This window comes from Streptomyces sp. S.PNR 29 (assembly GCF_030386795.1).
Taxonomy (GTDB): Bacteria; Actinomycetota; Actinomycetes; order Streptomycetales; family Streptomycetaceae; genus Streptomyces.
In genome coordinates, this window is the sequence record NZ_JANUQM010000002.1 from 394,039 (window position 1) to 406,980 (window position 12,942).

Here is a 12,942-nt window from a genome sequence, read left to right on the forward strand (position 1 = left end):
CTTACAGGCCGTACTTCTCGCGCGCTTCCTTCACCGCCGTCGCCTTGACCTCGCCGCGCTTGGCGAGCTGGGCCAGGGCCGCGACCACGATGGACTCGGCGTCGACGCCGAAGTGGCGGCGGGCGGCCTCGCGGGTGTCCGACAGGCCGAAGCCGTCGGCGCCGAGCGAGGACCAGTCCTGGTCGACCCACTGCGCGATCTGGTCCGGGACCTGACGCATGTAGTCGGACACCGCCAGCACCGGGCCCTCGGCACCCTGGAGCGCCTGGCGGACGTACGGCACCCGCTCCTCGCCCCGCAGCAGCGCCGCGTCGGCCTCCAGGGCGTCCCGGCGCAGCTCGCTCCAGGACGTCGCCGACCACACGTCCGCCGCCACGCCCCACTCCTCGGCGAGCAGCGCCTGGGCCTTCAGCGCCCAGTGGATCGCCGTACCGGAGCCCAGCAACTGGATCCGGGGGGCGTTGGCCGGCACGGTCACGCCCGCCGACTCCGCCGTGTTGAAGCGGTACAGGCCCTTGACGATGCCCTCGTCGACGCCGTCGGCGGACGGCTTCGCGGGCTGCGGCAGCGGCTCGTTGTAGACGGTGAGGTAGTAGAAGACGTTCTGGTCCTCGCCCGGGGCCGCCTCGCCGTACATACGGCGCAGGCCGTCGCGGACGATCACCGCGATCTCGTACGCGAACGCCGGGTCGTAGGTCAGCGCGGCCGGGTTGGTCGCGGCGATCACGGGGGAGTGGCCGTCGGCGTGCTGCAGACCCTCGCCGGTCAGGGTGGTCCGGCCCGCCGTCGCGCCGATCAGGAAGCCACGGCCGAGCTGGTCGCCGAGCTGCCACATCTGGTCGGCCGTGCGCTGCCAGCCGAACATCGAGTAGAAGATGTAGAACGGGATCATCGGCTCGCCGTGCGTCGCGTACGACGTCGACGCGGCGATGAAGTCGGCCATCGAACCCGCCTCGGTGATCCCCTCGTTGAGGATCTGACCGCTGACGGCCTCCTTGTAGTACATCAGCTGGTCGCGGTCGACCGGCTCGTACGTCTGGCCCTTGGGGGAGTAGATGCCGAGGGACGGGAACAGCGACTCCATGCCGAAGGTGCGCGCCTCGTCGGGGACGATCGGCACCCAGCGCTTGCCGGTCTCCTTGTCGCGGACCAGGTCCTTGACCAGGCGGACGAACGCCATGGTGGTGGCGACGTTCTGCGAGCCGGAGCCCTTGTCGAAGGCCGCGAACGCCTTCTCGGCGGGCGCCGGCAGCGGGGCCACCGGGTGGACGCGGCGGGCCGGGGCGGGGCCGCCGAGGGCGGCGCGGCGCTCCTGGAGGTAGCGGACCTCGGGGGAGTCGGCGCCCGGGTGGGCGTAGGGGACGACCCCGTCCACGAACCGGCTGTCCGGGATGGGCAGTTCAAGCAGGTCACGCATCGCCTTGAACTCGTCCACCGTCAGCTTCTTCATCTGGTGGTTGGCGTTCTTCGACGCGAAGCCCTCGCCGAGGGTGTGGCCCTTGACGGTCTGCGCCAGGATCACGGTCGGCGCGCCCTTGTGCTCCACGGCGGCCTTGTACGCGGCGTACACCTTGCGTGGCTCGTGACCGCCACGGGAGAGGTGGAAACAGTCGAGGATCTTGTCGTCGCTCAGCAGCTTCGCCATGTCCACCAGCGCCGGGTCGGCGCCGAAGAAGTCCTGGCGGATGTAGGCGGCGTCACGGGTCTGGTACGTCTGGATCTGCGCGTCCGGCACCTGGCGCAGGCGGCGTACGAGCGCGCCGGTGGTGTCGAGCTGGAACAGCTCGTCCCAGGCGGAGCCCCAGAGCGTCTTGATCACGTTCCAGCCGGCGCCGCGGAACTGGGCCTCCAGCTCCTGCACGATCTTGAAGTTGGCGCGGACCGGTCCGTCGAGGCGCTGCAGGTTGCAGTTGATGACGAAGGTGAGGTTGTCCAGCTCCTCGCGGGCGGCGAGCGCGAGGGCCGCCGTCGACTCGGGCTCGTCCATCTCGCCGTCGCCGAGGAAGGCCCAGACGTGCGAGCCGGAGGTGTCCTTGATCCCGCGGTTGGCGAGGTAGCGGTTGAACCGCGCCTGGTAGATGGCGGAGAGCGGGCCCAGACCCATGGAGACGGTGGGGAACTCCCACAGCCAGGGCAGGCGGCGCGGGTGCGGGTACGACGGGAGGCCCTCGCCGCCGGCCTCGCGGCGGAAGTTGTCGAGGTGCGTCTCGTTCAGCCGGCCGTCGAGGAAGGCGCGGGCGTAGATACCGGGGGAGGCGTGGCCCTGGATGTAGAGCTGGTCGCCCGAACCGTCGGTCTCCTTGCCTTTGAAGAAGTGGTTGAAGCCGGTCTCGTACAGCCAGGCCGCGGAGGCGAAGGTGGCGATGTGGCCGCCGACGCCGTACTTGCTGCCGCGGGTGACCATCGCGGCCGCGTTCCAGCGGTTCCACGCGGTGATCCGCTGCTCCATCGCCTCGTCACCGGGCACGGCCGGCTCGGCGGCGGTGGGGATGGTGTTGACGTAGTCGGTCTCCAGCAGCTTCGGCAGCGGGACGCCGGTCCCCTCGGCGCGCTCCAGCGTGCGGCGCATCAGGTATGCGGCACGGTGCGGCCCGGCCGCTTCGGCGACCGCGTCCAGGGAGGCCTGCCATTCGGCGGTCTCCTCCGGGTCCCGGTCCGGGAGCTGGTCGAGCTCGCTCGGCTGGATGGCGTTGGGGTCGGTCATGTCGCCGCCTTCCTCAGTCGAAGGGGTTCCCTCATCGGTAAGGGTTCGGGGGTGCCCTTGGTCTTTGGCAGGACAGGGCGTGAGGCTTTGGCGCGGAGTCGTTGTGCGGCTCCGCCGCGTGGCCCGTCGGCGACTGTAACTCCCTGATCGATGATCGATCAAAGGGTTGAAGCCCAAAATCTCTTGGTACCGAGAAATTGGCATGGCGTGCCGTGGATCCGGGCACGCGGTGCCGCTTTTTACCTGCTCACCTGAGCTGCGGCGGGCTAACGTGCGCGCCTGCCGGGATGGTCCTGGAGTGCGGCACGCAGGTGGGGGCGGACGGTCGGCCGTCCGCCGTCCGGCCCCACCCGCGTGCGCGACGCGGACGCGTCATCCTGTGACCGTCTGCCCGGGCACGGCGGGATCCGGCCGGATGGAGGGCTCTTCGGCGGACTGCCGGCTCTGCTCCCTCTCCCGCTCGCCGCGTTCCCGTGCGGCCTGCTCCCGGGTGATCACCTCGGTGGCGGCACCGACGGTGACCGCGACCGGCCACGCCAGGGCTCCGGCCGCGGCCATGCCGCCGAGGATCCCGTAGAAGGCCAGCTTGCGGGGTGAGGGGAGCAGGCCCATGACCGCGCCGGTGGCGCCCTGGGTGCTCCGGAACATGTCGCCCGGTGTCACATAGGGGATGGGCACCCGGGGATGCGCGGTGTGCAGGTGCACCACCTTGCCGCCCCTGGCTTCCTCCCGGCCGCGCGCCTCCTCGGCCGAGGGGGCGGTCCGGGGCGTCTCGTCCTGGATCGGCTCTTGCCGCATCTGTGGGGAAGTCATCTCCGTCCTCCCGTGGTGGGGAGCGTGAGTGGAAGAAGTCCCCCCTCCTCCTACCTTCCTGCCCGAAACGCCAACAAGCCACCTAAATCGGTAAAAGCAGTCAGGATCGATGGGGCGGTACGCGTCAGGCAGGCTCCTGGGCGCGTTCGTCGGTGGCGCGTGGAGCGCAGCCCAGTACGTGCTCCTTCACCAGGCGGCCGATGTCCGGATCCCGCCGCTTGAACGCCTCCACCAGCGCCTCGTGCTCCTCCGCGTACGACTGCTGCGCCGTACCCAGCCACCGGATCGACAGCGCCGTGAACACCTCGATGCCCAGCCCCTCCCAGGTGTGCAGCAGCACGCTGTTCCCGGCGGCGCGCACCATCTCCCGGTGGAAGGCCACGGTGTGCCGCACCTGCGCCTCACCGTCGGCCATGCGGTCCGCCTCGTACAGCGCCGCGACCTCGGGCTCCAGCGCCGAGGTGTCCCCGGCCAGCCGCTGCGCCGCCAGCTCGGCGGCGATCTGCTCCAGACCGGCCCGGACCGGGTAGATCTCCTCCAGGTCCATGGCGGTGAGATTCCTGACCCGCACACCCTTGTTCGGCGCGGATTCGATCAGTCGCAGCGCCTCCAGCTCCCGCAGGGCCTCCCGTACGGGCGTCTGGCTGACCTCCAGCTCCACGGCGATCCGCCGCTCCACGATCCGCTCGCCCGGCTGCCAGCGCCCGCTGATGATCCCTTCCAGGATGTGCACGCGGATCTGTTCGCGCAGCGAGTGGACGACGGGCGCGGTCATGAGGGCTCCTTAGGGAGGGGCCCAGTGGCCCCCTGAGGGCGTTTGACGTTTAGACAATAAGGCCGGTTCGCTCCGCGGGAGGGGCGCGTGGGGGCGCTTTGGTGCAGGTGAGACGAGACTTACACGTTGACCGCGGCGCCCTGCCCAAAGGTTGATGCCCTTGCCCGGAGCTTCCGGGCAAGGGCATCAGTGCGTTGCAGCGGATCAGCGATTACAGCCCGAGCTCGACCTCGAACTCGCCCGCCTCCAGGATCGCCTTGACCGCCGTCAGGTAACGGGCCGCGTCGGCGCCGTCCACCAGGCGGTGGTCGTAGGAGAGGGTCAGGTACGTCATGTCGCGGACGCCGATGACCGTGCCCTCCTCGGTCTCGATCACGGCCGGGCGCTTGACCGTGGCACCGATGCCGAGGATCGCCACCTGGCCCGGCGGCACGATGATCGTGTCGAACAGCGCGCCACGCGACCCGGTGTTGGAGATGGTGAAGGTCGCGCCGGACAGCTCGTCCGGGGTGATCTTGCTGGCGCGGACCTTGCCCGCCAGGTCGGCCGTGGCCTTGGAGATGCCGGCGATGTTGAGGTCACCGGCGTTCTTGATGACCGGGGTCATCAGGCCCTTCTCGGAGTCCACCGCGATACCGATGTTCTCGGTGTCGAAGTAGGTGATGGTCCCCTCGGCCTCGTTGATCTTGGCGTTGATGACCGGGTGGGCCTTCAGCGCCTGCGCGGCCGCCTTGACGAAGAACGGCATCGGGGAGAGCTTGACGCCCTCACGGGCCTGGAAGGAGGCCTTGGCCCGCTCGCGCAGCTTCATCAGGCGGGTGACGTCGACCTCGACGACCGAGGACAGCTGGGCCTGCTCGTGCAGGGCCTTGACCATGTTGTCGCCGATGACCTTGCGGATGCGCGGCATCTTGACGGTCTGGCCGCGCAGCGGCGACGCCTCCAGCACCGGGGCCTTCTTCGCGGCCGACGGGGCGGCGGCGGCCGGAGCCGGGGCAGCGGCGGCGGCCTTCGCGGCCTCGGCGGCGGCGAGGACGTCCTGCTTGCGGATGCGGCCGCCGACACCGGTGCCGGTGACGGTGGACAGGTCGACGCCGTTCTCGGCGGCGAGCTTGCGCACCAGCGGGGTGACGTAGGCGCCCTCGTCGGTCGGCTTGGCGGCGGCCGGAGCGGCGGCGGCCGGAGCCGGAGCCGGGGTCGGCGCGGGCGCCGGAGCGGCAGGGGCCGGCTCGGGAGCCGGGGTGACCTGCTGCTGCGGGGCCGGAGCCGTGGGCGCCTGCGGAGCCGGAGCCGGAGCCGGAGCCGGAGTCGGCGCGGGCGCCGGAGCCGCGGGAGCCGGAGCCGGAGCGGCCGGGGCCTCGGCGGCGGGGGCCGGAGCCGGAGCGGCCGGGGCCTCGGCGGCGGCCGGAGCGGCACCCGGGGCGCCGATGACGGCCAGCTTGGCGCCGACCTCGGCGGTCTCGTCCTCGCCGACGGTGATCTCCAGCAGCACACCGGAGGTGGGCGCCGGGATCTCGGTGTCGACCTTGTCGGTGGAGACCTCGAGCAGCGGCTCGTCGGCCTCGACGCTGTCGCCGACCGACTTCAGCCAGCGGGTGACGGTGCCCTCGGTGACGGACTCGCCGAGCGCGGGCAGCACCACGTCCGTGCCCTCGGCGGTGCCGGCGCCGGCGGCGGCCTCGGCGGTCGGGGCCGGAGCGGGGGCGGCCTGCTCGGTGGACGGGGCGGCCGGGGCCGGGGCCTCGGCGGCGGGGGCCGGAGCCGGGGCGGCCTCGGCGGCGGGCGCCGGGGCGGCAGCCGGGGCGCCGGTGCCGTCGTCGATCACGGCCAGCTCGGCGCCGACCTCGACCGTCTCGTCCTCGGCGACCTTGATGGAGGAAAGCACACCGGCCGCGGGGGCCGGGATCTCGGTGTCGACCTTGTCGGTGGAGACCTCGAGCAGCGGCTCGTCGGCCTCGACGCGCTCCCCCTCGGCCTTCAGCCAGCGGGTGACAGTGCCCTCGGTGACGCTCTCGCCGAGCGCCGGAAGGGTTACGGAAACCGCCATGGTTTCGGTTGCTCCTTACAAAGTGCGGAAGTCTGTGTCGTCGCGCCCGAGGGCTGTTCAGTCGTGCGAGTGCAGCGGCTTGCCCGCCAGCGCCAGGTGGGCCTCGCCGAGCGCCTCGTTCTGCGTCGGGTGGGCGTGGACGAGCTGGGCGACCTCGGCCGGCAGCGCTTCCCAGTTGTAGATCAGCTGGGCCTCGCCGACCTGCTCGCCCATGCGGTCGCCGACCATGTGGACGCCGACCACGGCACCGTCCTTGACCTGGACGAGCTTGATCTCGCCCGCGGTCTTCAGGATCTTGCTCTTGCCGTTGCCCGCGAGGTTGTACTTCAGAGCGACGACCTTGTCCGCGCCGTAGATCTCCTTGGCCTTGGCCTCGGTGATGCCGACGGAGGCGACCTCCGGGTGGCAGTACGTCACGCGCGGCACGCCGTCGTAGTCGATCGGAACGGTCTTCAGACCGGCCAGGCGCTCCGCCACCAGGATGCCCTCGGCGAAACCGACGTGCGCGAGCTGGAGGGTGGGGACGAGGTCACCGACGGCGGAGATGGTCGGGATGTTCGTCCGCATGTACTCGTCGACGAGGACGTAGCCGCGGTCCATGGCGACCCCGACCTCCTCGTAGCCCAGGCCCTGCGAGACCGGGCCGCGGCCGACGGCGACGAGGAGGACCTCGGCCTCGAACTCCTTGCCGTCGGCGAGGGTGACCTTGACACCGTCCTGGGTGTACTCGGCCTTCTGGAAGAAGGTGCCCAGGTTGAACTTGATGCCGCGCTTGCGGAACGCGCGCTCAAGAAGCTTCGAGGAGTTCTCGTCCTCGACCGGGACGAGGTGCTTCAGACCTTCGATGATCGTGATGTCGGCACCGAAGGACTTCCACGCGGAGGCGAACTCCACGCCGATGACACCGCCGCCGAGGACGATCGCGGACTTCGGCACGCGGTCCAGCACGAGGGCGTGGTCCGAGGAGATGATCCGGTTGCCGTCGATCTCCAGGCCCGGCAGCGACTTCGGCACGGAACCGGTCGCGAGCAGGATGTGACGGCCCTGGATCCGCTGGCCGTTGACGTCGACCGAGGTGGCCGAGGACAGCCGGCCCTCACCCTCGATGTAGGTCACCTTGCGGGAGGCGATGAGCCCCTGCAGGCCCTTGTACAGGCCCGAGATGACCTCGTCCTTGTACTTGTGGACGGCCGGTACGTCGATGCCCTCGAAGCTGGCCTTCACGCCGAACTGCTCGCTCTCGCGGGCCTGGTCGGCGATCTCACCCGCGTGCAGCAGGGCCTTGGTGGGGATGCATCCTCGGTGCAGGCAGGTGCCGCCGACCTTGTCCTTCTCGATCAGGGCGACGTCCAGGCCCAGCTGCGCCCCGCGCAGGGCCGCGGCGTAACCACCGCTACCACCGCCGAGGATCACTAGGTCGAAAACGGTGCTGGCGTCGTTCGCCACGTCACGTCCTCCATGCATGTGCGCCGTACGCCGGTCTTCACTGACCGGCAGGCGGCTGGTGTCCGGCCGCTCTTTCTTCGGCCCTTGGTGGGGCCCTGTCCTGCCGAGCCCATCTTTGCACTTGTCGGAGGCGGAAGAGACGCGGGGCCGGGGTGTGAGACGCCCCACGTCTGCGACGGACAGGGGGCACAGCCGACTTGAAACCAGCGCCCACGTCGACTGCGGCCAACCCGAAGGGGCGCGGGGAACTGCGCGACCAGCACCCCACGCCCCCGCGGCCGCCGCACAACCGGACGGCCCGAGCCCCTAGGCGAACGTCACCCCAGATCCCCCGCCGCCGTCAGCTCGGCGAGCCGCACCAGCGTCCGCACCGCGGTCCCGGTACCACCCTTGGGCGTGTACCCGAAGGGGCCCCCTTCGTTGAACGCCGGCCCCGCGATGTCCAGGTGGGCCCAGGTGATGCCCTCACCCACGAACTCCTTGAGGAACAGGCCGGCGACCAGCCCGCCGCCCATCCGCTCACCCATGTTCGCGATGTCGGCGACGGCCGAGTCCATCCCCTTGCGCAGATGCTCGGGCAGCGGCATCGGCCACGCGGCCTCGCCGACCTCCTCCGCGGCCTCGTGCACCGCGGAGCGGAACGCGTCGTCGTTGGCCATGATCCCGAACGTCCGGCTGCCCAGCGCCAGCATCATCGCGCCGGTCAGGGTCGCCACGTCCACGATCGCGTCCGGCTTCTCCGCGGACGCGGCCCACAGGGCGTCGGCCAGCACCAGCCGGCCCTCGGCGTCGGTGTTGAGCACCTCCACCGTCTTGCCGCTGTACATGCGCAGCACGTCACCGGGGCGCGTCGCCGACCCGGACGGCATGTTCTCGGCGAGCGCCAGCCAGCCGGTGACGTTCACCTCCAGGCCGATGCGCGCGGCGGCGACCACGGCCGCGAAAACCGCCGCCGCGCCGCTCATGTCGCACTTCATCGTCTCGTTGTGCCCGGCCGGCTTCAGCGAGATGCCGCCCGAGTCGTAGGTGATGCCCTTGCCGACGAAGGCGAGGTGCTTCTTCGCCTTGGAGTGGGTGTACGACAGCTTCACCAGGCGGGGTGCCGACGCCGAACCGGAGCCGACGCCGAGGATGCCGCCGTAGCCGCCCTTGACGAGCGCCTTCTCGTCCAGCACCTGGATCTTGATGCCGTGTTCCTTGGCCGCGGTCTGCGCGATCGCGGCGAACGCCTCGGGGTTGAGGTCGTTCGGCGGCATGTTGATCAGGTCCCGGGCGCGGTTGAGCTCCTCGCAGACGGCGACGGCACGCTCGACGGCCGCCTTGTACGCCTTGTCGCGCGGCTTGCCGCCGAGCAGGGCGGCCTCGGCCAGCGGGGCCTTGCCGTTCTTCGCCTTCGGGTCCTTGTTGTTGTCCTTGTACGAGTCGAAGGTGTAGGCGCCGAGCAGCACGCCCTCGCCGATCGCGCCGGCGTCGGCGGCGTCCGTGAGCGGCAGGGCGAAGGCGGCCTTCTTGGACCCGGCGAGGGCACGGGCGGCCACGCCGGCGGCCTTGCGCAGCGCCTCCGCGTCGAACCCGGAGTCCTTCTCGGGCTGCGCGCCCAGGCCCACCGCCACCACGAGCGGCGCCTTGAATCCGGACGGCGCGGGCAGCTTCGTCACCTCGCCCTCGGTACCGGAGGCGCCGAGGGTCTCCAGGACGCCGGCCAGCTTGCCGTCGTACGCCTTGTCCACGGCCTCGGCGCCCGGTGCGACGACCGGCCCCTTGGAGCCCTTGGCGACCCCGATCACGATCGCGTCGGCCCGCAGGCCGGGCGCCGCGGCGGTGCTGAGAGTGAGAGCAGTCACGGTGGTGAATTCTCGCTTCCGATGTGAAGTTGCTGTGGCCGAAACGGGTGGGTCGACCGGGCCCGACAGCCGACCCCAGGCGCGACCTGGGAGTGCGGCGGCGACCGGGGCCTTCACCCTGTCGGCGAACACCCGTGACGAGCCTACGCTCAGCCCAGGGCCAGCACGACGAGCGCGGTGGTCGCCGCCGTCTCCGCGAGGGCACCGAACACGTCACCGGTGACTCCGCCGAAGCGGCGCGTGCAGCGGCGCAGGAGGAGTTCGGCGGCGGCGACGGAGAGGACGACCGCGAGGGCGGTCCGCACGAGGCCGTACGGCCCGAGGAGCGCCGACAGGGCAGCCGCCGCCCCGGCCACGGCGAGGGCGGCCCCCACCGCGCCCGGTACCGGCACCGCACCGGCGACCGCGGCCCCCAGCCCCTCCGGGCGGGCGGCCGGTATCCCCGACCGGGCGGCCAGGGTGAGGGCGAGCCGGGCGACGGTCGCCGCGACGACGGCGGCGAGCGCTCCCCGGGCCCAGGAGCCGTCGTACGCCCGCGCCAGCGCCGCCACCTGCGCCAGCAGCACGAGGACCAGCGTGAGTACGCCGAACGGTCCGATGTCCGACTGCTTCATGATCCGCAGTGCGTCCTCGGCGGGCTTCCCGCTGCCGAGTCCGTCCGCGGTGTCGGCCAGCCCGTCGAGGTGCAGACCGCGGGTGAGGACGGCGGGTACGGCGGCGGTGGCGACGGCGGCGAGCAGTGGGCCCGAGCCGAGGAACAGCAGCAGGAGTCCGGCGGCGGCGGCACCGGTGCCGACCACCAGCCCGGCCAGCGGCGCGCAGAGCATGCCGGCGCGGGCGGCCGGACGGTCCCAGCGGGTCACCCCGACCGGGAGCACGGTGAGGGTGCCGAAGGCGAAACGGAGGCCGTCGGGCCATGGAGTCCTGGACACCGGCGCAGACTACCCGCGTCTCCAGTGGATAAAGTTCCCATATGGGAGATTGGTGGCAAAGGAACATCGTGGAACCGGGCAAGCTGCCGCTGCTCCTTGCTCTGGCCGCCTTTGTTCTGACGTTCCTGATCACGCGGCTCATCACACGGATGATCCGGGCGGGCAAGGGTCCCTTCCGCAACGTCCAGACCGGTGAGCTCCACATTCACCACGTGGTACCCGGGGTGGTCCTCACGATCATCGGCGGTTTCGGCGTGGTCGCCAGCGGCGCGGAGGGCTGGGGATCGAGACTGTGCGCGGTCCTGTTCGGCATGGGGGCGGGGCTCGTGCTGGACGAGTTCGCGCTGATCCTGCACCTCGACGACGTCTACTGGAGCGAGGCCGGGCGCAAGAGCGTGGAGGTCGTGGTGCTCACGGCGGCCCTGGTCGGCCTGGTCCTCATCGGATTCTCGCCGTTCGGCGTCAACGACGTCTCCGAGGGCGAGGAGCAGGGGCGCGCCGGCGTCCTGCTGAGCGTCACGGGGAACTTCCTCGTCGCGCTCATCGCCCTGAGCAAGGGCAAGACCCGTACCGCGATCTTCGGCGTGATCATTCCCCTCATCGCCCTGGTCGGGGCGGTCCGCCTGGCCCGCCCCGGCTCTCCCTGGGCCAGGCGCTTCTACGGCCGCCGCCCGCGGGCCCGCGCCAAGGCGCGTCTGCGTGCGTATCACCACGACCGCCGCTGGGCCCGCCCCAGCCGCGTCCTCCAGGACTGGATCGGCGGCAAACCGGACGAACCGACCCGGGCCCTCGAACGCCACTGACGCGACGAGGGCCCGCGGGACCGACCCGCCGCCAGCGCCGGCCCTCGCCGCCGGCGGTCTGCCGGCGCGGGCCCTTGCCGTTGGCGGTCCGTCGGCCCGGTCTCAGGGGCGGCGGTTTGTCGGTGTCGACTGTCACCGTCGGCGGTCTGTTGGCGCGGGCCCTTGCCGTCGGTGGTCTGTCGGTGCCGGTCCTAAGGGCGGCGGTTTGTCGGTGTCGGTCCGCAGCGTCGGCGGTTTGTCGGTGCCGACTGTCACCGTCGGCGTCTGTCGGTGCCGGTCCCCAGGGCCTGTCGGTGCCGGACTCTTTCGCCGCGCCGGCCCTCTGCCGCGCCGGTGCAGTCCGGCGGTGCCGAACCGGCCGGACCGGCTACTCCTCCGCCGGGTCGCCGGAAACCGCCGGTGCCTCCGACTCCTTCGGCTTCTCCGGCAGCTCGGCGGCCAGCGCCGCCGCGGCCTGTACCAGCGGCAGCGCCAGCAACGCCCCCGCGCCCTCCCCGACGGTCACCCCCTGTGACAGCAGCGGCTCCAGCGCCATGCGGTCGAGCGCCTTGGCCTGCCCCGGCTCCCCGCTGTCGTGCGCGGCGAGCCACCAGTCCGGCGCGCGGAACGCGATCCGCTGACCCACCAGCGCGCAGGCGGCCGTCACGACCCCGTCGAGGATCACCGGCATCTTCCGCACCGCGCTCTGCAGCAGAAAGCCGGTGATCGCGGCGAGGTCGGCGCCGCCCACCGTCGCCAGCAGCTGCAGCTGGTCCCCGAGCACCGGCCGGGCCCGGCGCAGGGCGTCCCGGATCGCCGCGCACTTGCGCATCCAGGCCAGATCGTCGATCGCCAGCCCGCCCCGCCCGGTGACGACGGACGCGTCGGTTCCGCACAGCGCCGCGACCAGCACCCCTGCCGCCGTCGTCCCGCCCACGCTCACATCGCCGAGCACCACCAGATCCGTACCGGAGTCGGCCTCCTCGTCGGCCACCGCGACCCCGGTGAGGAAGGCGGTCGCCGCCTCCTCCAGGGTCAGCGCGTCCTCGACGTCGATGCGCCCGCTGCCGCGCCGCACCCGGTGCCGTGCGACGTCGGCGGGCAGCGTCTCCGGGTCGCAGTCCAGCCCCAGATCGACGATCCGCACCGGCACGTCCAGCCGCCGGGCGAGCACCGACACGGGCCGCCCGCCCTCCAGTACCTCCCGCACCAACTGCCCGGCGCTGCCCGCGGGCCGCGCCGAGACGCCCAGTTCGGCGACCCCGTGGTCACCGGCGAACAGAACCACCCGCGGCCGTTCGATCGGCCGCACCGGCACTGCGGACTGCGCCGCCGCCAGCCACTCACCCAGGTCGTCGAGGCGGCCCAGCGATCCGGGCGGCACGATCTGACGCTCCCGGCGCGCCTCGGCGTCGCGGCGCACCCCGCCGTCGGGGCGCTCGATCAGATCGGTGAAGTCGTCGAGATTAAGCGAGCTCATTCGCCGAACAGTACCGGCCCTGATCGAACACGACCGCGCCCTGTCGTCACCACGCGCGCGTGACGTCGTTGCACCCAAGATCCCTATCCCATACGTTCCGTTTTGCAGCAGATTGTCGT

The 12,942-nt window shown here is 71.7% G+C and carries 9 protein-coding genes; 1 reads left to right on the forward strand and 8 read right to left on the reverse strand.

The window, feature by feature from the left end; all coding sequences use genetic code 11:
• Position 1: 1 nt before the first annotated feature.
• The 7 genes from aceE to NW895_RS06520 form a co-directional block, all read right to left on the reverse strand.
• Positions 2 to 2,704 (reverse strand): pyruvate dehydrogenase (acetyl-transferring), homodimeric type, encoded by a 2,703-nt coding sequence (gene aceE / locus NW895_RS06490; RefSeq protein ID WP_289934343.1) that lies wholly within the window; start codon positions 2,702 to 2,704, stop codon positions 2 to 4.
• Positions 2,705 to 3,076: 372 nt separating this feature from the next.
• Entirely contained in the window at positions 3,077 to 3,517 is a 441-nt protein-coding gene (locus NW895_RS06495) for a hypothetical protein (RefSeq protein WP_289934344.1), read from the reverse strand.
• 124 nt (positions 3,518 to 3,641) lie between these two features.
• A complete protein-coding gene (locus NW895_RS06500; RefSeq protein ID WP_289934345.1) occupies positions 3,642 to 4,292 on the reverse strand; it encodes a GntR family transcriptional regulator in 651 nt (216 codons plus the stop codon).
• A 211-nt stretch (positions 4,293 to 4,503) separates the two neighbouring features.
• The gene (gene sucB, locus NW895_RS06505; protein ID WP_289934346.1) at positions 4,504 to 6,339 is read right to left on the reverse strand and encodes a 2-oxoglutarate dehydrogenase, E2 component, dihydrolipoamide succinyltransferase; all 1,836 of its coding nucleotides are present in this window, start codon (positions 6,337 to 6,339) and stop codon (positions 4,504 to 4,506) included.
• A 57-nt stretch (positions 6,340 to 6,396) separates the two neighbouring features.
• The gene (lpdA, locus tag NW895_RS06510; protein ID WP_289934347.1) at positions 6,397 to 7,785 is read right to left on the reverse strand and encodes a dihydrolipoyl dehydrogenase; all 1,389 of its coding nucleotides are present in this window, start codon (positions 7,783 to 7,785) and stop codon (positions 6,397 to 6,399) included.
• Positions 7,786 to 8,102: 317 nt separating this feature from the next.
• Positions 8,103 to 9,629 carry a leucyl aminopeptidase gene (locus NW895_RS06515; RefSeq protein WP_289934348.1) on the reverse strand — a complete coding sequence of 509 codons (1,527 nt, stop codon included), beginning with the start codon at positions 9,627 to 9,629 and terminating at the stop codon, positions 8,103 to 8,105.
• A gap of 149 nt (positions 9,630 to 9,778) precedes the next feature.
• A complete protein-coding gene (locus NW895_RS06520; protein WP_289934349.1) occupies positions 9,779 to 10,561 on the reverse strand; it encodes an adenosylcobinamide-GDP ribazoletransferase in 783 nt (260 codons plus the stop codon).
• A 41-nt stretch (positions 10,562 to 10,602) separates the two neighbouring features.
• Here NW895_RS06520 and NW895_RS06525 point away from each other — a divergent pair, with 41 nt between their 5' ends.
• Complete coding sequence (locus tag NW895_RS06525; RefSeq protein ID WP_289934350.1) at positions 10,603 to 11,364, forward strand: hypothetical protein; 762 nt, start codon at positions 10,603 to 10,605, stop codon at positions 11,362 to 11,364.
• A gap of 367 nt (positions 11,365 to 11,731) precedes the next feature.
• Here the strand turns inward: NW895_RS06525 and cobT are convergent, their stop codons facing one another.
• Positions 11,732 to 12,823 (reverse strand): nicotinate-nucleotide--dimethylbenzimidazole phosphoribosyltransferase, encoded by a 1,092-nt coding sequence (gene cobT / locus NW895_RS06530; protein WP_289934351.1) that lies wholly within the window; start codon positions 12,821 to 12,823, stop codon positions 11,732 to 11,734.
• Between the last annotated feature and the right edge of the window lie 119 nt (positions 12,824 to 12,942).